A 20,273-nucleotide genomic window follows, 5' to 3' on the forward strand; every position below is an offset into this window, starting at 1 on the left:
AGTGCATCTTGCCCAGCGAGCAGTTGCTGGAAGACATGATCGTCAGCGCCCCACGGCTGCTGTCGGAAGAGTGGATGTTGATCGGCCGCCAGGAAAGCACCGGGCTGGGCGGGCGGATTGACCTGCTGGCCATCGCCCCGGATGCCTCCCTGGTGTTGATCGAACTCAAGCGCGACCGTACCCCGCGTGATGTGGTGGCGCAGGCGTTGGACTATGCCTCGTGGGTGGAAAAACTGGCCGCCGAGGATATTGCCGCCATCTACAAACGCTATCGCCAGAACGCCGATTTTGCGAAGGACTTTCAGGCCTACTTCGGCCTGCCGTTGGATGAAGAGGCGCTCAACCAAAGCCACCAGATCATCATCGTCGCGTCCGGGCTGGACGCCAGCACCGAGCGCATCGTGGCGTACCTCAGCGAGCGGGATATCGCCATCAACGTGCTGTGCTTTCAGGTGTTCCAGCAGGGCGCGCAACAGCTGATCAGCCGCTCCTGGCTGCTTGACCCTGTTGAAACCCAGGCCAATGCCAGCAACACCCGCAGCGATGGCCTGAGCGAGCCGTGGAATGGTGAGTTCTATTGCTCGTTTGGCCACAGTTCCACGCGTTCTTGGCTGGATGCGCAAACCTTTGGTTTTATCTGTGGCGGTGGCGGCACTTGGTATAGCAACAGCCTGAAGATGCTCGCCCCCGGCGACCGAGTGTGGGTCAATATTCCGCAGCAGGGCTACGTCGGCGTCGGCCGCGTAACCGGGCGGGCCACAGCGGCCGCAGACTTCACCGTGCCCCACAACGGCGTCGATACGCCGGTGCTGCAAGCCGCAACACGCGGCACCTACCACGCCGAATACAGCGATGACCCAGCGCTGTGCGAGTACTTCGTGCCCGTGGAATGGCTGCAAACCGTGCCGGTTGAACAGGCCATCAAAGAAGTCGGTCTGTTCGGCAACCAAAACACCGTCTGCCGCCCAACCACACCCAAGTGGCGCTGGACGATAGAGCGGTTGAAGGTGCGCTTGCTCCACAAGTCGCAATAAGTATGTGACTCATTGCGGAAAAGCTGTCGGCTTTGGCCTAGCGATCTAAATCGCGACCTGTAATCCGCCTCAGCCAAACAGATAACGAGTCAGCCGCGGTCGTAGAATTCACCCGCTGGATAATTCAATTGGTGGATACGGTAGGCTCTATTCTTGGACGTGTCGTACTTCTACCCCCTTGACAGGAAACCAATTTAGGTACCCTGATCAATTCGCATCCGACCTAGATGATTCGGAAAATCAGATAAATGACTACGAGACCTCTACCTTGTCCGCAGAGCAGACGGCATTCCAGACGGTATTCCACGTAGCAGCAAAGAATAATGAATAGGTCTTAAAATCAATGCAATGACCTGGAAATTCAAATCCCCCCGGCCCAGCAAACAACCAATCCAAGCGTCCCCGGAAGTCTTTTTTGACTGCCTCCAATCCATGTTTATGTCCGAACCTAAACCTTTGGCGTATCCCCCACCCCATCCCCAACTATCCTAACCATCCAAGCCCCCACCCCCGCCCTCCCCTTGGAGAACCAACCGTGCCCAACGCAGGAAGCGCCCCCCACCACCCTGGCGCAGTAATCTGGCTAACCGGCCTCTCCGGCGCAGGCAAATCTTCCCTGGCAAACGCCCTGGCCCTACGCCTGAACCATTTAGGCCACCCCTGCTACGTTCTCGACGGCGACGCCCTGCGCCACGGACTGAACTCCGACCTTGGCTTCTCCCCCGCCGACCGTCATGAAAACAACCGCCGTACCGGCGAGGTGGCAGCGCTGTTCGCCGATGCCGGGCTGATCTGCATCGCCGCGCTCATTTCGCCTTACCGCGCCGACCGCGCAGCCGCGCGCCGGGCGTGCAAGGCCGGGTTTCATGAAGTGCATGTCAAAGCGGACCTGGCCACCTGCGAAGCGCGCGACCCCAAGGGGCTATACCGCCGGGCACGGGCGGGTGAGCTGAAGGGGTTCACCGGCATCGATGCACCCTATGAAGCGCCGCTGCACCCCGAACTGGTAGTGGATACCGCTGGCACCACACTGCAAACGGCGCAGGACCTGCTGTTGGGTTATGTCCTCAAGCAGGTCCTGGCGCCCCAAGGTCTCATGACTCCGGCGTGATCTCGCCACGCTGCCAGCGGGCCTCGCTGTTGCCCAGCGCCTGGGCGATGTCGGCCAGCCTGTCGGACGGCAAGGTTGCCGGCAGCGGATCAAGGCCGGCACTGGCGAACAGTTGGCCGTAGCTGTTGCGCAACTCGGCGTAGGCCAGGTCGCGGCGCAAGTCTGCCTGCAAGGCGTTGAGCTCACCCTGGATCAGTTCCAGCTCACCAATACCTTGGGCCTGGTGGCGGTTGCGCAGCTGTTCGACGATCTGTTGATCAAGGGCAACCATCTGCTGGCTGGTGGCGAACTGGCGACGGGCCTCGCTGTAGTTGGCGTTGGCCACGTACAGTTGGGCCAAAATGGCCATCGACATGGCCTGGCGGCGTGCCTCTACCACCTGCTCACCGGCCTTGGCCACATCGATCGAAGCCGGGCCGGACAACACGTTGAACAGGTTCCAGGTGACCTTCACGCCATAGTCGGCCCAGTGCTGGTTGGTCAGGAAGCTGTTGCTGTCGTAATGCCCGCCAGCGGAGAACTCCAGGCCCGGCAACATGCGCAGCATCGCCTTGCGCACCTCGGCGGCGCTGATGCGTGCCTGGTAGTCCTGTTCGCGCAGCTCGGGGCGTGAGGCAAGCGCCTGCTGCTCAAGGCTGTCCAGCCCGACCTTGAGCTCGGGCACGCTGTAGTCGTCGCTGGCCGCCAGGGTCAGCTCGGTGCCCGGCGGCAAGTTGATCAGCGCGCCCAATTCGGTCTTGGCCAGCGACAAGGCGCGGCGCTGTTCCTCCAGCTGGCGTGTGGCTTCTATCAGCGAACGCTGGTAGTTGAGCGCCTGGATCTGGTCGCCAATGCGCTGCTCGCCCATACGCTCGCTGTTGTCACGCGCCTGCTCAACCCGCACCATCAGCGCATCAATCTGCTTGAGCAGGCGTTCAGCGGCAACCGCCCGCCAGTAGGCCGAGCGCACGTCCTGGATGATGGTCTGCACCACCTTGCGCCGGCGCTCCTGCACGATCAGGCGCTGGTCGCCCTGCTGTTTGGCGCTGACATAGCTGACACCGAAGTCCAGCACGTTCCACACCATGGTCAGGTCCGCCACGTCGCGGTCGCGGTCCTGGGAGGTGGAGGGTTCCAGCGACTGGGTGTTGGTCAGCACGCTGCGGCTGCTGGCGGCGCTGGTGTTGCTGCGCCCTGCATACCCCGCCGACATCGCCATGCGTGGCAGCATGTCGAACGTGGCCAGGTCTACCTGGCGCTGGGCCAAGGCTTCTTCCATCACCTTCAGGCGCGCCTCCAGGTTGTACTTGACCGCGCGGGCCATTGCCTGGTGCAGGGTCAGCGGACCTTGCAGTGCCTCCTGGCCCTTGAACATGCTGGCCAGGTCGTCACGCGCGCGCTGTTCGCTGACGCTGCGCTCGATCGGCTGGGTCTTGACCGCACAACCGGTCACTGTCAGTGCCAACATGCTGATCGCAAATATCCTTGATGCCTTGCTCATCCCCACCGCCCCCTGGTACTGCTTTTTGATATCCATTGTGTTGTTATCCGCCATGGCTCTGGCTCACGCCTCGGGCACGGGTGTATTGATCTGCCCGAGCGCCAGCGCCAGCTCCCTGACCTGGCGCTGCTCGCCCTCCTTGAATGCCTGCAACTGCTGCCCCAGCGTCGGCGCACCTGGCTGCCCTTCGCCACCCTGGCGCCAGGGTTTACCACCGCTGAGCTCATACTGGCCGCCATCGTCCGGCAGCGTCTTGTCGAAAATATTGGCCAGGCTGCTGGCGCCGAACACGCTGGCATCACCACCGCCAAAGCCGAGGAAACCCGCCCCGGTGCCGTTGCCGATGGCGGAGCCGCCCTGCTGACCTGCGAACACCTGGGCAAGGTAGCTAGGCGCCAGGCCCCCCTCACGGATAAAGATGCTGCCCAGCGGCGGCAGCCCACCGCCAGCACTGGGCACTTCGAACAACGGTACTGGCAGCAAAGGTGACTGGAACGCCGAGAACGCTGGTGCAGGTGTACCGGGCAGTGGTAGAGGCTGGCCGGCCAGACTTGGCGGCGCGGCCGGGTAGGCCAGGAACTGCGGGTCACCGCCCGTGCTCTGCAGCACACTGCCCTGGCCGACGAAACCGCCCTCCAGCCCGTTGCCAGCCATGTCACTGATAGCCGTGCCGCTGGTGTTCAAGGCCAATGCCAGGCTGCCGCTGCCGGCAACCCCGGCGATATTCACCTGCCAGGTACGGCTGTCGAGCTGCACCAGTGATTGCAGGGTGCCGCTGGCGTTGCCGCTCGATACCAGTTGGAAGTCGCTCAAATCAACGCCGCGAACCTCTTCACTGAAGGTCACGGTGAACCCCTGGCTGCCGTTGCCATTGACTGGCGTCGGCACGATCGACTCGACGCTCGGCAAGCGTGTATCGACGATGATTCCAGTGCTGTCGCCAACCGCCCCCAGCCCTGGCTGCAAGGCATTGCCGGCAGCGTCGTGCAAGGCCGCGCCATTGGCTGCCAGCCCCACTACCTGAATGCCGTCGGCATCGTTGTCGCCAGCCTGGATGCGGTACTGGAACACCAGCGTCGGCGTGCCGGAGCCAGCGACGAAATCGGCATACACCGTACGCCCACCCACATCCAGTGCCAGTTGCGGGGCGCCATCGACGATCACCGCTTCGCTGGTATCGACCACGAAGGTCAGCGTATCGCCGGTGTTGTAATGCACTCCCACCGGCACGCTGACGCTATTCACCGTGGGGGCGTCATGGTCGATGTTGTACACCGCGCCGGTCAGGCCACCCGTCAGCAGGTTGCCGGCCACATCGCTGATAGCGGTGCCAGCGGCCTTCAGGTTCAAGCCCAGGGTACCGGTGCCGCTGACACCGCTGGCGGTGATCTCGTAGACGCCATCGCTTATCTGGCGCAGGCCACTGAGCGTAGCGCTGGCGGTACCGCTGGTGACCAGGCTGAAGTCGGCCAGGTCAACGCCGTTGACCCGTTCGCTGAAGGTGACGGTGAAGCGCACGCTCTGCGCGTTGCTCGGGGATGGGTCGAGGGTGACGATGCCGACGGCTGCAGGTGCCAGTGTATCGACCAGCACCTTGCTAGTGTCGGCGACGCCATTCAAGGCCAGGTTCATTGCATTACCTTGGGCATCGCTCAGGGTGGCTCCATTGGCCGACAGGCCGGTCACGCGGATGCCGTCGCTGTCATTGTCGCCGGCCTGGACGATGTACTGGAACACCAGCGTCGGCGTGCCAGCACCCGCCATCAACTCGGCGAACACCGTGCGCCCGCCGACGTCCAGGGCCAGGCGTGGCGAACCGGCCACCTGCACTGCTTCACTGGCATTGACCACGAACACCAGCGCATCGCCGGCGTTGTAGGAAACGCCCGCCGGCCCACCGACACTGGTCACGCTAGGGACGCGTGTGTCGATGGTGTAGTTGTTAGAAATGCTGCTACCCACACCGGCGTTGCCAGAGGCCGTGGCAACTACGCCACTGTTGTCCAGAGAAACAAGGTTACTGGTGTCTTCGACATTGCTGGTCGGTGTCAGCGTTGCGGTCCAGGTGATGCCACCGTCCAGGCTGCTCAGATTGGTCAGTACACCATTGGCCGCGCTCATGTCAGCCAAGGTAAACCCGCTGACCGCTTCGCTGAACGTGATGGTCACCAGGCTAGACTCGCCCGCCCGCAACGCGTTGTCGGCCACCACGATGGTCGCGGTAGGGACAATGGTGTCGACCGCGTAGTTGCCCGACGAGGTAGTGCCGCTTCCAGTGTTGCCGGCAAGGTCGGCGATGCCCGTGTTGGCCAGGGTGATGACATTGCTGGTATCGCGCACACCCACGGCCGGGGTGAAGGTGGCTGTCCAGGTGATGCCGCCGTCGGCACTGGAAAGCGCGCTCAAGGTGCCATTGGCAACCGTCAGGTCGGCGTTGCTGAAGCCCGTCACCGCTTCGCTGAAGGTGATGGTCACCTGGCTGGTTTCGCCCACGGTCAGGTTGCTGTCAGCGACCACGATGGTGGCGGTCGGGCGTAGGCTGTCGATGGCGTAATTGTTCGAGTCGGTGCTACCGGTGCCGGCGTTGCCAGCCAAGTCCGCCACGCCGGTGTTGTCCAGGGTGACCAGGTTGCTGGTGTCGCTGATGCCAACTGTGGGTGTCAGTGTCGCGGTCCAGGTCAAACCGCCGTCACCGCTGGCGAGCCCGCTGAGGGTACCGTTGGCCACGCTCAGGTCGGCCAGGCTGAGGCCGACCACTGCCTCGTTGAAGGTGATGGTCACCAGCGATGTCTCGCCTGCCGCCAGTTGGCTGTCGGCCACCGCGATGGTTGCCGTCGGGCGCTGGGTGTCAATGGCGTAGTTGTTCGAATCGGTGGTGCCGACACCGGCGTTGCCGCCCTGGCCGACCACGCCGGTATTGTCCAGGGTGATCAGGTTGGAGGCATCGGTGATATTGCTGGTGGGCGTGAAGGTGGCGGTCCAGGTGATGCCGCCATCGGTACTGGAAACCATGCTCAGGGTGCCGTTATTCACCGTCAGGTCGGCATTGTTGAAGCCGGACACCGCCTCACTGAAGGTAATGGTCACCAGCGACGTCTCACCAAGGCGCAACGCAGTGTCGGCCACCACGATGGTTGCCGTGGGGACAATGGTGTCGACCGAGAAGTTGCCCGACGAGGTGGTGCCGCTGCCAGTGTTGCCGGCAAGGTCGGCGATGCCGGTGTTGGCCAGGGTGATGACATTGCTGGTATCGCGCACACCCACGGCCGGGGTGAAGGTGGCTGTCCAGGTGATGCCGCCGTCGGCACTGGAAAGCGCGCTCAAGGTGCCGTTGGCCACCGTCAGGTCGGCATTGCTGAAGCCCGTCACCGCTTCGCTGAAGGTGATGGTCACCTGGCTGGTTTCGCCCACGGTCAGGTTGCTGTCGGCGACCACGATCGTAGCGGTCGGGCGTTGGCTGTCGATGGCGTAGTTGTTCGAGTCGGTACTGCCGGTAACTGCGTTGCCAGCCAAGTCCGCCACGCCGGTGTTGTCCAGGGTGATCAGGTTGCTGGTATCGCTGATACCAGCTGAGGGTGTCAATGTCGCAGTCCAGGTCACGCCGCCGTCACCGCTGGAGAGGGCGCTGAGGGTACCGTTGGCCACGCTCAGGTCGGCATTGCTGAAGCCGACCACCGCCTCGTTGAAGGTGATGGTCACCAGCGATGTCTCGCCTGCCGCCAGTTGGCTGTCGGCCACCACGATGGTTGCTGTCGGGCGCTGGGTGTCGATGGCGTAGTTGTTCGAATCGGTGGTGCCGACACCGGCGTTGCCGCCCTGGCCGACCACGCCGGTATTGTCCAGGCTGATCAGGTTGGTGGCATCGGTGACATTGCTGGCGGGCGTGAAGGTGGCGGTCCAGGTAATGCCGCCATCGCTGCTGCTCACCGCGCTGAGGGTTCCGTTGGCCACGGTCAGGTCGGCATTGCTGAAGCCGGACACCGCCTCACTGAAGGTAATGGTCACCAGCGACGTCTCACCAAGGCGCAACGCAGTGTCGGCCACCACGATGGTTGCTGTGGGGACGATGGTGTCGACCACGTAGTTGCCCGAGGAAGTGGTGCCGCTGCCAGTGTTGCCGGCCAGATCAGCCACCCCTGTGTTGCTCAAGGTGATGACGTTGCTGGCATCCTGCACATTGCTCGACGGCGTGAAGGTGGCCGTCCAGGTGATGCCGCCGTCGCTGCTGGTCAGCCCGCTCAGGCTGCCGTTCGGCGCCGACAGGTCGGCCAGGGTGAAGCCGGCCACTGCTTCGCTGAAGGTGATGGTCACCAGGCTGGTTTCGCCCACGGTCAGGTTGCTGTCAGCGACCACGATGGTGGCGGTCGGGCGCAGGCTGTCGATGGCGTAATTGTTCGAGTCGGTGCTACCGGTGCCGGCGTTGCCAGCCGTGTCCATCACGCCGGTATTGTCCAAGGTGATCAGGTTGCTGGTATCGCTGATGCCAACTGTGGGCGTCAGTGTCGCAGTCCAGGTCACGCCGCCGTCAACGCTGGAGAGCGCGCTGAGGGTACCGTTGGCCACGCTCAGGTCGGCATTGCTGAGGCCGACCACCGCCTCGCTGAAGGTGATGGTCACCAGCGACGTCTCGCCAATCGCCAGTTGGCTGTCGGCTACCACGATGGTTGCCGTCGGGCGCTGGGTGTCGATGGCGTAGTTGTTCGAACTGGTGGTGCCGAAGCCCGCGTTGCCACTGCTCTGGCCCACCACACCGCTGTTGTCGAGGGTGATCAGGTTGGAGGCATCGGTGACATTGCTGGTGGGTGTGAAGGTGGCGGTCCAGGTGATGCCGCCGTCTGCACTGGCAAGCGTGCTCAGGGTGCCGTTGGCCACTGTCAGGTCAGCAGTGGTGAAGCCGGCCACCGCCTCGCTGAAGGTAATGGTCACCTGACTGGTCTCGCCGATACGCAGGGCCGCATCGCTCATCACGATCGTCGCCGTGGGTTGCAGGGTGTTGACCGTGTAGTTGCTGGAGTCGGTGCTGCCGCTGCCAACGTTGCCGGCAAGGTCGGCGATGCCCGTGTTGGCCAGGGAAATGACGTTGCTGGCGTCCTGCACGTTGATCGACGGCGTGAAGGTGGCCGTCCAGGTGATGCCGCCGTCGCTGCTGGTCAGCCCGCTCAGGCTGCCGTTCGGCGCTGACAGGTCGGCCAGGGTGAAGCCGGTCACCGCTTCGCTGAAGGTGATGGTCACCGTGGTGCTTTCACCCACGGTTAGCGTCGTGTCGGCCATCACGATGGCCGCAGTTGGCCGCTGGCTGTCGATGGCGTAGTTGTTCGAATCGGTGCTACCGGTGCCGGCGTTGCCAGCCGTGTCCATCACGCCGGTATTGTCCAAGGTGATCAGGTTGCTGGCATCGGTGACATTGCCGGCGGGCGTGAAGGTGGCGGTCCAGTTGATGTTGTCGCTGGTGCTCAGGCCGCTGAGCGTGCCGTTCTGTACCGTGAAGTCGGCCAGGGTCAGGCCGGTGACGGGTTCGTTGAAAACGATGGTGACGGTGCTGGTTTCGCCAATGGCCAGGCTGTTGTCGGCGACCACGATGGTCGCGGTCGGCCGTACGGTGTCAACAGCGTAATTATTGGAGTCGGTGGTGCCGCTACCGCTATTGCCGGCAGCGTCGGCCACGCCGGCGTTATCCAGGGTGATCAGGTTGGTGGCGTCAGTGACAGTGCTGGCGGGCGTGAAGGTGGCGGTCCAGGTAATGCCGCCATCGCTGCTGCTCACCGCGCTGAGGGTTCCATTGGCCACGGTCAGGTCGGCATTGCTGAATCCGCTCACCGCCTCGCTGAAGGTGATGGTCACCAGGCTCGTTTCGCCAATGCGCAAGGCGGTGTCAGCGACGACGATTGTCGCTACCGGGCGTTGGGTATCGAGGCTGTAGTTGTTCGAGTTGGTAGTGCCGGAGCCGGCGTTGCCAGCACTGTCAGTCACCCCCGTGTTGTCCAGGGTGATGAGGTTGGTCGCATCGGTAATGTTGCTGGTCGGCGTGAACGTCCCGGTCCAGGTGATGCCGCCATCGCTGCTGCTTATCGCGCTCATAGTACCGTTGGCCACGGTCAGGTCGGCATTGCTCAAGCCGGTCACCGCCTCGCTGAACGTGATCGTCACCAGGCTGGTTTCGCCGATGCGCAAGGCATTGTCGGCGACCACGATAGTAGCGGTGGGGCGCTGCGTGTCGATGCTGTAGCTCGGCGACACTGTGGCGCCACTGCCAGCATTGCCCGCCAGGTCAGAGACGCCGGCATTGTTCAGGGTGATCGTCGCACTGGCGACAGTGGTGTTGGCGGAGGGGGTAAAGGTCGCACTCCAAGTGAGGCCACCATCACTGCTGCTCACTGCCGACAACGTACCGCCCATCACCGTGAGGTCAGCATTGCTGAAGCCAGCCACCGCTTCGCTGAAGGTGATGGTCACGTTCGATGTGTCGCCGACTCTCAGTGCGGTGTCACTGAGGCTGATGGTAGCGGTCGGCGGCACCGTCTCGCGGACACTGACCTGCACCGTGGCGGTACTGGAGGTGGCGCCATCGCCGTCGCTGACGGTTACCGAAACTGATCGGCTGGCCTGGCCGATGCCATTGCCGGCATTACCGTTGTCATACGTGATACTGCGCACCAGCGCCTGTACCGACGCGGCCGTGGCATTGGCGTTGAACGTCACCACCAGGCTGGCGCCGCCGGTGCCGCCGGCAACGGTGCCGATGGCAACCCCGCCGTAACTCACCGTATTGCCGCTGAGGCTGATCTGCCCGGCGCCGTTACCCACGCTGAGGATGCCCAGGGTATCTTCCCCGGCTACGCCATTGGCGCTGACCGAGGCCGTTAGGTTGCCACCGCCGAAGTCGGCCGAGTCACTGTCGCTGACCGTGGCATTGCCGTTCGCGTCGATCAGTATCGCGCCATTGCCCTGGGTGAATGCCGTGCTGTCGCCGTTGAGGTTGCCGATCACCGGTGCGCTGTTCTGCGCCAGCACGACCACCGAAGCGGTACGCGTAGTACTGCCCATGTCATCGTTGACGCTGACGGTCACGCTGCGCGTGCCAGTGGTATAGGCAGCCGCCGCGTTGCCATAGGCCACCGATGCAAGAATCGCCCGGTACTGGGCCAGGGTGGCGACACCGCTCAGGGTCAGCACCGCGCTGCCCGAGCCGCTCACAGTAATGCCGAAGCCGGCGGCCGTGGCGATCTGCGCAGCGGTGAGCGAGAGGGTTTCGTTGGCGCCATCAACCACACCGCTCAACGCCAGGGAGGCACCGCTCACCTGGGTGTCGCCGTCAGTCTGGGTGAGGGAGATGTTCGGCACGATCGCCACTGCGGCGCCGCTGAAGTTGACCGTGCTGTCGTTGCTGCCAGTAGTGGTGTCCAGGTCGACCACTGGTGGTGCCGAATACAGTACCTCGTAGGCACCGATATCCACACCGCCACCGCGTGGCCGCTCGAAACCGCGCAGGTCGGTGGCCGGGGCGCCACTGCTGGTGCCCTGGTCGATGGCGTTGCTGGCCGTGGAAGCCAGGCGGTAATCACCCCCGGCAGCATCGACGAAATTGACCGTGGTGCCGATCAGGTTGGTGGTGCTGGTGTAGCTGCTGCCCGTGGCTGCATCGGCGGCAGCACCGTTGACGGTATTGCCGGTGAGGATGGAGTTCTGCACCGTGATCGTGCCGACCTGGCCGCTGGCCCAGCCAAGGCCGGCGGAGGTGATGCTGCCGCTACCGGTATTGAGAAACACGTTATTGGCAATGGTGCTGTTGACGATGTTCACCGAGCCGCCCACGTTGCTCAGGACGATCACCGCGCCCCCGGCGATGGTGCCGGTAAAACTGTAGATGCCGGTGTTGTTGTAGATCGCCACGTTTTCCAACACATGGTTATTGGCGCCACCCAGGCGCACCAGCGATGACATCGCGGTGCCTCCGACGATACTGGCGCTGTTGTCATGAATGGTGGTGTTGCGCACCACTACCGTGGAGCCGACACTTAGCGCCGAGTTGATCACCGCACCGGCGTTGTTCTGGAAGTTCGAATCTTCAACGGTGATCGAGCCACCGTTGGCACGGATCGCGCCACCGGTGAGGTTGCCCGAGAAGTCACGGAAGTCGAGGTTGCGCACCGTCAGCACGCCGCCGCTGTTGCTCTGCAGCCCCGACGCCTCGGTCGCATCACGTACGCCGTTGTTGTTGACGTCGCCACTGAGGATGATATCGCCTCGGCCGTCGCCATCCACATCACCGTTGATGGTGATGTTGCTGGTGACCAGCAAGGCCGAAGCGGTGGACCAGCGGATGGTCTGGCCACTCAGCGATTGATGGAACACGATGATGTCGCTGCCACTGCCGGCGGCGGAGCCGTTCACCGATGTGTCGGTGTTGGCGGCCTGGATCGCCTCGGCCAGCGAGACAAAGCTATCAACCGCAGTGGACGAGGCATTGGTGTCGGTCACCGTGATGGTCGCCAGCGACGTGTTGAATGCCGTCAGGTCACCACGCTGCACACCAACGCCCGTAGCGACCACGCCGGAGACGGTTTCCAGTTCCCAGTCCTCGCCCGCGCGGTTGCCGGTCGAGTCGGAAGACGCGCCTACATCGGCACCGCTCAGCCGTGCCACCTCATCGACGAACAGCTGACCATCACTTCCCTCGCCGGTGTTGCAGGCGAAAAAGCGGATGTCGCCACCCTCGGCCAGGCTGGCGCCGATGCGCGCCAGGTCGGCCTGATGGCTGGCCAGCTGGTTGGCCCAGATGGCGTTGCCGGCCAGGTACACATAGCCGCTGTCACCGTGGCTGATGATATCGATGGAAGTGACATCGGTACGGCCGTCGAGGTAATCAGCGATCTGCTTGAAACCGTCCTTGCCGTTCTCCAGCACCACCACCTCGACGCCGGCGGGCAGGCCGGCGATGAGCTTTTGATAGTCACTGACGGCGGAATCGACGAACACCACTTCGTGGCGCTCGGCAGCCAGGGTAGCCGGCGCCGTAGCGGGTGCGGCCTGCTGCGCGCTTTCATGGCTCGCGCTGTCCTGGGTACTGGACGTATCGCTGGCGGTAGCGGTGTCCTTGCTGGTGGCCGTGGCAGCGGCTACCTCCGTGGCCTGGGCGCCCTGGTCGGCGACTACGGCCACCGAAGCATCGAACATCATGCGGGGTTCCAAGGCCTGAATCAGGCTCGGCCGGCTCATGGAAACGCTGGGGTTTTGGTTCTTCTTGTTTCGCTTCCAGAATGCCATGCCGACCTCATTCAGCCCTTGGGCTGGTTGATCCTGTAACTGCGCCAGGCAATGGCGCATCCTTGTCGAGAATCCTGACGCACCGCGGGGAGCCGACATGCCCCCCGCGATGAACTGCACTGCTTGCCTTGACTCAGTTACGGCTCGGGAAGATGCCTTCCAGGGCGATGATGAAGTTCATGCCCAGGTAGGGGTTTTGCACAGAAACGGGCAGCGAGGCACCACCCAGGTTGACGCTGGTTTGAGGCACCGTGACGTTGAACGGCTTCAGGCTGGTATTAGGCACGTCACTGGAATAGATATCCGCCGCCGCCCCTGCCCCCGAACTGTCAAAGGACTTGGCCAGCACGTTGCCAGACGAAGGTGCCGCAGCGTTGGCATCGCCTTCCACCGCCGGTATGGCCACCGAAACGGTCTGGGCAGGGATCACCGCCTGCTGCATCGGCATGTTCGACTGCAACAGCGTGACATCGTTGACACCGCCAGCTTCGCCCTGCACCACATCGGCCAGGCCTGGCCCGGTGCCGAAACCGATTGGCCCGCGACCGCGCAGGTCTGGCAGGGCGAAAGTGGTCTTGCCATCACCGCCATACGTAGTGCCAAGCAGTGCGAACAACGCGTTGTTCTGGGCAATGCTCATCAGCTGACCTTGGCAGAATGCCCAACCGCGAGGCGCGAAGTTGCCTGCGAACATCTTGATCTCACCGAGAAACGGATCCATTTGCTGCTCTCCTATGACTACCTGCAAGGCGGACCTGGTGGCCCGCGAAATGGGTTCAGGAACGATGCATCTTCAGGTACAGACCATTGTCCTCGACAACCGCGAAGCCACTGCGCCGATACAGGCGCACTGCCGGGCTGTGCGAAGTGACGTGCAAACCGGCGCTCAGGCCCTGGCGGTCAGCCTGTGCCAGCCACTGGCGCAGCAGACGAGAGCCGATACCCTGGCCCTGCCAGGCGGGCAAAATTGCCATATCAATGATCTGCAGGTGGCTGTCGGCCCATTGCAGGGAAGCACGGCCGATACGTTCGTTGGCGGTTTCGATGATCAGAAAGCAGGCGTCGGGGTAATGCGCCTGGTAATGCAAGTGCTGGGCACGCCACTGCTGGTCGAGAAAATGCTCGATCGTTGCCTGGTCCCACGCCAGCGCGGCCATTTCGGCGGCCCGGGTGGTACCGTACAAGGCGCGCAGAAACACTTGGTCAGCGTCCACCACGGGACGGAGAAGCACTTCAGAGGTCGACATCGGGTCACGCTTCCCTGCTGTAGTTACCCCATGGTGGGGGAGCACTTCCAAGTGGATTGTCCTACACGATGGCGTAGAGCGTAGTCGATTGACGAGGCAAATCGCCACCACTGTGTCGGGCGATTTACACAGTTTCCTCAAACAGGTGTTCGAAGCCTTTTGGCGCCAGTTTTCAGTCGTTATGCAAGCGTATGAATTCCAAGCACTTATAGGGTTCTAGCGCCCATTTACGCACACCTTCAAGTACTTGCTCGCTGGCTTCCTCGCGCTTGCGCTGGCTGTCAGCACTGAAGTTCATGCCCGGTTGCTTGGCGTCGAACGCTGCCACTTCACGCAACCTCGGCACATCGCTGGGCATCACCCCGAACACTGGGGCCAGGCGCCCCCAGATGGCCTCAGGCAGTTCACTGTAGTTGACGGCAATGCCGCCGTGTTCCCGGCATAGCTGCAGGCCGGCCTTGAGGATCTCGCCTACCACCCGGCAGGTGTATTGCACCGTATCCATGCCCTTGCCGCTGCCCAGCAAGGTGTCCAGCAGCGAGGCGCCAAGCAGGCCCGGCACCCGGTGCATGCCGGCCTGGCGCAACTGCGAGACAACGATCTCCAGTGGGTCGCGATAGAGGAAGATCCTCGGCACTTCGGGGTACAGTTCGGCCAGTAAGGGCGCCTCGAACACGTTCCAGGCATCAAGCTTGATCACCAACTGGCGCTCATCGCCCTGGCGCCGCTGGCCGTAGGCTGAAAGCAGTGCGCGCACGCCTTCGGCCTGCCAGTCCTTGGCGCCTGGGTCCTGCAGCGATGCCCTCAGCAGGTTGTCCAGGGGTGGCGGCTCGCTGAGCACGATGTTGCGCGCCTGGCTGGCCAACAGTTGTGCGATCAGCGTGGAGCCACATCGCGAGGCATGGAACACCAGCACCGAAGGTGCCAGGCCTGGGCTGCGCACTTGCCAGTCCAACAGTGCCTGCAAGTTGGTGTCGCGGCGCAGGGCCTGGTTGAACGGCAGGCGTAAGGCCTGATCGACGTCGTCTCGGAAAAACGGCCTGGTCAGGGGCTGCTGGCCAAACCAGCACCAGTCCAGGCGCCACTCAGCCTTGTCACGCCACAGGCGAATGGGCATCCAGCCGTGAAAACCGCCTGACGCATTCAGATTCGCCATTGATCGCTCCATGCTTGCTTGCCTTGGCGCATGGCACTCAGCACCTCGGCTTCGGAAAACACCAGGCCCATGGTTGCACCGAGGGCAATGGCCGCGGCCACGAATGCCCGTGGATCGTCCAGTGTCTGCAGCCTGGCTGCCAGTGCAGGGGTATGCGCCACTTGCTCACGAAAGCGCTCGAATGCCTGCCCTGCCCGCCCTGGGCTCAATGACGGGGTTCGTGCCCGCCCCTGTTCGATCAACCCGAGCAGCCAGTTGTCGGCCAAGCAGTCGAGCACCAGGTGGATACGCTCACCGGGGCCGGGGTTGTGCACCCGATGCGCACGTGACAGGTCGACGAACCAGCACTCGCCAGCCTGCATGGGGACCTGCAGGCCGTCGACGATAAACTCGACGCCCGGTGGGCTCAGCAGGGGCACATGCAGGCGCAGGCAGCCTCCAGGGCGCCCTAGGTCCGGGTCGCGGTGCTCGTGAATCCGCGCGCCCTCGCCCAGGCGCAGCAGACGGGCGGCCTGCAGGGATGCGCGAAATGGCGCCAACGCGGCCTGCCACGCCGTCTCATGGCGCCACCAGTCCTGCCTCACGGGCGCGCCCCGGCCCGGTGCAAGCGGCACAGGAGCATCCTCGGCACTGACCAGCGCCACACCGCTCCAGTCGCCCTCGTGATAACCGCGGTTGAAATGCGCCTGCCAGGCCCCTGCCTCCACCCGTGCCAAAGCCTGCAGCAATGCCGGCAGGTCCATGGCAAGGGGCAGTCGGGAACATAGCGGCAGCGAGACTTCGCTCATGGCTGCTCCTTGCAGTGAATTCGCACTAGAAACCACTCTCACGCACGCCCAAGGCCGCCAACCGGCGCCAGGCAGCGCCCAGCAGCGATTCGCGGGCACCCTCGAGCACCACCACCCCACGCAACGGCTGGGCCACATCAGCCACATCCGTCAGCGGGCTCAGGCGCACCCCGTACTGCGCCTGCAGCGGCTGGGCCCGCTGTTGGCCATCGCGGCGCACGGCCACCGGGCCATGCCGGTCAGACGCCAGCGCCTGCAGTTCCAGCGCGGCAACCCCGGTAGCATCCACCTGCTCCACGCGCACGGGCAACGCCGCCCGCGCCGGGTCATCGGCAATGAAGCGCCCTTCACTGCCAGCCGCCACGCGCCACAGATCGGCCTCGCCCAAGTAACCACGCAGGCGCACCCCCGGTTCGACGACCCGCCCCAGGGCCTGGCCGGTATTGACCCACTGCCCGGCCTGCAGGTCCCTGGGCATGTCGCGCCAAACTCCCGCCGCCGGCGCGCGCAATTGCAAGCGTTCACGCTGCGCGGCAAGGCCACGGTACTCGGCCACTGCCTCGGCCAGTTGCTGCTCGAGCACCCCGGCATCGCTGGCGGTAGCGCTGCGCCCGGACTGACGGCGTAACAGCAACTGCAGAATTTCTATTTCGCGGCGCACGATCTTCAGGCGCGAATCCAGGTCCGGCGATTCCAGCTCCAGCAGCAACTGCCCCCGAGCGACCGCCTGGCCATCGTGCACCTGCAACTGCTTCACTCGCGCCGCCACAGGTGCATGCAAGGCACTCACCCGCGACGCCTCGAGCATCGCCGGCACCTCCACTGCACCGCGCCAAGGCACGGCCAGCAGCGCCAGCAGCAGCATCAACCCCAGGCCAAGCCCCAGCGCCTTGCGCGGCTGGGCCTGGTCACGGCGCAGCCACCACTGCTGCAGCTCCTTGCATACCGGCAAGCCGATGAACCACACCAGTTCCACCAGCATGAGGAAGATGCCCAGCACCTTGAAGAACAGGTGATACACCGCCAGGGCGATACCAAAGAACAACAGCGCACGCCAGAGCCAGGCGCCATAGCCCCATAGCAGCAGGCGCTGGCGCATCACCGGTGGCCACGGCTCGGGCATCGTCTCGCCATAGCCGAACAACGCCTCGCGCAAGCGCCACCGGCACAGTGCAAACGCGCGTTGCTGCAGGTTTTCCACGCCTAACAGGTCACTGACCAGAAAGTACCCGTCAAAGCGCATGAACGGGTTGAGGTTGACCAGCAAGGTGGTGATCCACGTGGCACTGGCCAGCATGAACGCCGCGGTGCGCAGCGGCCCATCGGGCAGCAGCGACCAGGCCAGCAGTGCCACCACCGCCAGTACCAGCTCGGCGAATACGCCACCTGCATCTATCAGCAGCCGTGAGCGCCGGTCGCTGACGCGCCAGGCATCGCTGACATCGGTGTAGAACATAGGCAGCAGCACCATGAACGCCAACCCCATGCTCTGCACACGACAGCCCGCGCGCTTGGCCATGTAGGCATGGCCGAACTCGTGGCAAAGCTTGGCGAAAGCCAGGGCCAGGCCAAAGGCGAGCATGCCGCCGAGGCTGAACAGGTGCGGGAACGTGGCGATGAAGCGCGACCAGTCACGAATCACCAGGAACAGGCCAAGTACCAGCAGCACCGGCAGGCCAACGCGCAGCAGCCAGCCACCATGGCGCTCGAGCAGCGGCCAGGTACGGTTGAGAAAGGCATCCGGGCGCCACAGCGGGATGCGGAAGAACAGGTACTGGTGCAATGCTTTGTGCCACAGCCCCTGTTGGCTGGCGGCGGCCTTCACGGCATAGCTCTGGCGCTGCCCCGGGTCCTTGGCGCTAAGCAGGTCGTGGTGGCCGAGAAACGCCAGTAGGTCCTCTACCGCCTGAGTATCCAGAGGCAGGCCCGGCTCGGCATTGGCAGCTGCCAGCACCCGTTGCGGCTCACCCAGCGGCCAGTGGCGGAGCAAACGCACCGCTGCCGCGCCAAGCTTGAAATAACGGCCGCGCAACGGGTCGGCCAAGGTCCATTGCGGGGCACCGTCCAACGCCGGTGCCGCTGGCGAGAGCTGCAGGTCCGCACGCAGCGCCGGCAACATTACAGGCCCAGCCCTTGGCGCAGGGCCGCCAAAGGCCGGCGCAGCAGGTAATAGGCCAATGGCGCGCGTTCGCCGTACAGCTTTGCCGTACCGCGCAGGCCGATGCGTGGTGAGGCCTCGACGAAGGTCGCATCCAGCCGGTAGGCAAGCTGCCCGGCGGCGGTGGTTTGCGCCTCGTAGGCAGCACGTTCAAGCTGCGCCACGTGCCGATGCAGTGGGTCACTGTCAAGGAACAGCGCCACCTCGGCCCCCGGCTGCAGGGCGATGGCATCGCCGACCGGCAATTCCAGGCGCAGTTCGGCCTGCACTGGGTCGGCCAGTTGCATCAGCCGCTCGCCGGTCTGCACCGGTTTGCCAGTCCAGCGCTCGGCATCGGCGAACACCGCGATGCCGTCACGTTCGGCGCGGATTTCGCTGCGCGCCAGCAACTGGTGGGCATAGTCGAGTTCGGCGCGTTTCTGTTCCACGCGTGCGGCCAGCAAGTCCAGGCGCGCGCTGGAGTCGGCATCGGTAAAGGCACGCTGGGTACTGACCTTGAGTTCGGCCTCAGCCACGCCCAAGGTGCGTGCGGCAACATCGGCCTGGGCCTTGAGGGCGGTGGCATCGAAGCGCACCAGCAAATCCCCCGCCGCCACACGCTGGTTGGGTTTGACCAGGAACTCGGCCACCACCCCGTCCAGCGGCGCCGCCACCACCCAGCCACCGCGCGGCACCACCTCGGCCGGCGCCAGCACCGACTGGCGCACCGGCAGCAACAGCAACAGCAGCGCTGCCGCCAGCACCGCCAGCAAGCGCCGCCGCGGCCAGCGCAGGCGCCATGGGCGCACCGGGTTCAGCGCCTGCCAGGCATGCGCATAAGTTTCCCCCAACTGCACCAGCAAGGCCTGCTCGGCGGCGTTGAACGCCTGCTCGCGGGCCAGCCACAAGCCGCCGAAGGCCTCACCCTGGCGGTCGTGCAATGGCAACCAGAAGGCTTGCCCTGCCGACAACGCCTGCCAGTCGGCGAGGGTCTGGGCATCCAGCACGCTTGGCTCCACCTCGCCGGCCTGCCCGGCGACACCCGCTGCCTGCAACTTGCCCACGGCACGTTCGACAAAGGCCACGAACGGTGCATTGGCTTCCACCACGCTGATGCCTGTCAACGCCTGCACCTTGCCGGCGATCAGTAACGCGGCATGGCGAAAACCAAACATCGCCTGGCCGTCGTTGACCATGGCATACGCCAGCTGCTCGGTACTGGTGGCCTGGCGCGCCTGGCGCTGCAGCCCCAGAAACAAGGCGAAGGCCCGTTCCGCCGTACCATGGGCAGCGGCGGTCATGGCTGCTGCGCAAAGCTGGCCGTACCGCTCATGCCCGCCAGCAAACCGTGAGCATCTGCGGGCAGTTCGCCGATCAGCAGCAGCGTCTGGCTGCCTTCATCGATTCGCGCGCCCACACGCTTGACCGTGGCGCCCAGCGGCTGACCGGTTTCATCCGGGGTGAACTGAAAGCTTTGCCCAGGCTTGAGCCTGGCCAGCCAGCGAAGGCACCAGCAGCTGGATTTCCAGCGAACGATTGTCCACCACCTCCACCAGCGGTGCGCCGTTGGCGACGCTTTCGTGGGGCTGGGCACGGCGTTGTACCACTCGCCCGTCGAACGGGGCGGTGACCACACAGCGCTTGACCTGCACTTGGTAGACCTGGGCTTCGGCCTGGGCCTGGGCTTGCTTGGCCTCAGCCAGCGATACCTCGAACTGCCCCACCGATTTCAATGCGGCCAGTTGACGGTTGTGGTTGAGCTCTTCGCGGCTTGCGCGCACCGCCGCTTGAGCGGCATTGAGCTGGGCCTGGTAGGCCGAGCAGTCGAAGCGCGCCAGGGTGCTGCCCTTCTTGAAGGCCTCGCCATCAGCATAAGGCATCTCGACGATACGCCCGGCCAGCTCACTGGCCAGCACTGCCTGGTGACGCGCGCGCAACACGCCACGGGCGCTGTGCTCGGCATCCGTATTGCCGACGCTCGGCGTGTCCAGCAGCGGGTCGCCTGGTGCTTCATTGGCCAGCGCCAGTGGCAGGTGCAACATACTCAAGGCCAAGG

At 64.2% G+C, this 20,273-nt stretch carries 10 protein-coding genes and 1 pseudogene; 2 read left to right on the forward strand and 9 right to left on the reverse strand.

Annotated features, from left to right (window positions below; all coding sequences use genetic code 11):
• Positions 1 to 5: 5 nt before the first annotated feature.
• Entirely contained in the window at positions 6 to 1,034 is a 1,029-nt protein-coding gene (locus tag ACEWE8_RS04140) for an endonuclease NucS domain-containing protein (RefSeq protein ID WP_395589231.1), read from the forward strand.
• A gap of 535 nt (positions 1,035 to 1,569) precedes the next feature.
• Positions 1,570 to 2,145, forward strand: a complete 576-nt coding sequence (gene cysC / locus ACEWE8_RS04145; RefSeq protein WP_046785166.1) for an adenylyl-sulfate kinase — start codon at positions 1,570 to 1,572, stop codon at positions 2,143 to 2,145.
• Here cysC and ACEWE8_RS04150 read toward each other — a convergent pair.
• From ACEWE8_RS04150 to ACEWE8_RS04190, 9 genes and pseudogenes are all read right to left on the reverse strand, one after another.
• Positions 2,129 to 3,625, reverse strand: coding sequence for a TolC family protein (locus ACEWE8_RS04150; protein WP_046785182.1), 1,497 nt, complete (start codon positions 3,623 to 3,625; stop codon positions 2,129 to 2,131). The two genes, cysC and ACEWE8_RS04150, sit on opposite strands and share 17 nt — an antisense overlap.
• A gap of 63 nt (positions 3,626 to 3,688) precedes the next feature.
• Positions 3,689 to 12,889: an Ig-like domain-containing protein gene (locus ACEWE8_RS04155; RefSeq protein WP_395589225.1), complete on the reverse strand. Its 9,201-nt coding sequence runs from the start codon at positions 12,887 to 12,889 to the stop codon at positions 3,689 to 3,691.
• 133 nt (positions 12,890 to 13,022) lie between these two features.
• Positions 13,023 to 13,610, reverse strand: coding sequence for a phage tail protein (locus ACEWE8_RS04160; protein WP_012312610.1), 588 nt, complete (start codon positions 13,608 to 13,610; stop codon positions 13,023 to 13,025).
• Positions 13,611 to 13,665: 55 nt separating this feature from the next.
• On the reverse strand, positions 13,666 to 14,136 hold the full coding sequence (locus ACEWE8_RS04165) for a GNAT family N-acetyltransferase (RefSeq protein WP_046785165.1): 471 nt from the start codon (positions 14,134 to 14,136) through the stop codon (positions 13,666 to 13,668).
• 172 nt (positions 14,137 to 14,308) lie between these two features.
• The gene (locus ACEWE8_RS04170; RefSeq protein WP_046785164.1) at positions 14,309 to 15,292 is read right to left on the reverse strand and encodes an aspartyl beta-hydroxylase; all 984 of its coding nucleotides are present in this window, start codon (positions 15,290 to 15,292) and stop codon (positions 14,309 to 14,311) included.
• A complete protein-coding gene (locus tag ACEWE8_RS04175; RefSeq protein WP_046785163.1) occupies positions 15,280 to 16,080 on the reverse strand; it encodes an aspartyl/asparaginyl beta-hydroxylase domain-containing protein in 801 nt (266 codons plus the stop codon). Before ACEWE8_RS04175 ends, ACEWE8_RS04170 begins: the two co-directional genes overlap by 13 nt.
• A 25-nt stretch (positions 16,081 to 16,105) precedes the next feature.
• Positions 16,106 to 18,199 (reverse strand): biotin/lipoyl-binding protein, encoded by a 2,094-nt coding sequence (locus tag ACEWE8_RS04180; RefSeq protein ID WP_046785162.1) that lies wholly within the window; start codon positions 18,197 to 18,199, stop codon positions 16,106 to 16,108.
• Entirely contained in the window at positions 18,199 to 19,518 is a 1,320-nt protein-coding gene (locus tag ACEWE8_RS04185; protein ID WP_046785161.1) for an efflux RND transporter periplasmic adaptor subunit, read from the reverse strand. Before ACEWE8_RS04185 ends, ACEWE8_RS04180 begins: the two co-directional genes overlap by 1 nt.
• Positions 19,515 to 20,259: pseudogene (locus ACEWE8_RS04190) on the reverse strand (efflux RND transporter periplasmic adaptor subunit). Before ACEWE8_RS04190 ends, ACEWE8_RS04185 begins: the two are co-directional and overlap by 4 nt.
• Positions 20,260 to 20,273: the final 14 nt, after the last annotated feature.

The sequence above is a fragment of the Pseudomonas sp. TR47 genome, assembly GCF_044143025.1.
Classification (GTDB): Bacteria; Pseudomonadota; Gammaproteobacteria; order Pseudomonadales; family Pseudomonadaceae; genus Aquipseudomonas; species Aquipseudomonas putida_E.

Excerpts from the sequence above, each read along its gene's own strand:
- ACEWE8_RS04170 (WP_046785164.1), bottom strand. The coding sequence starts at position 15,292 with ATGGCGAATCTGAATGCGTCAGGCGGTTTTCACGGCTGGATGCCCATT.
- ACEWE8_RS04175 (WP_046785163.1), bottom strand. The coding sequence starts at position 16,080 with ATGAGCGAAGTCTCGCTGCCGCTATGTTCCCGACTGCCCCTTGCCATG.
- ACEWE8_RS04160 (WP_012312610.1), bottom strand. The coding sequence starts at position 13,610 with ATGGATCCGTTTCTCGGTGAGATCAAGATGTTCGCAGGCAACTTCGCG.
- ACEWE8_RS04180 (WP_046785162.1), bottom strand. The coding sequence starts at position 18,199 with ATGTTGCCGGCGCTGCGTGCGGACCTGCAGCTCTCGCCAGCGGCACCG.
- ACEWE8_RS04165 (WP_046785165.1), bottom strand. The coding sequence starts at position 14,136 with ATGTCGACCTCTGAAGTGCTTCTCCGTCCCGTGGTGGACGCTGACCAA.
- ACEWE8_RS04185 (WP_046785161.1), bottom strand. The coding sequence starts at position 19,518 with ATGACCGCCGCTGCCCATGGTACGGCGGAACGGGCCTTCGCCTTGTTT.
- ACEWE8_RS04155 (WP_395589225.1), bottom strand. The coding sequence starts at position 12,889 with ATGGCATTCTGGAAGCGAAACAAGAAGAACCAAAACCCCAGCGTTTCC.
- ACEWE8_RS04150 (WP_046785182.1), bottom strand. The coding sequence starts at position 3,625 with ATGAGCAAGGCATCAAGGATATTTGCGATCAGCATGTTGGCACTGACA.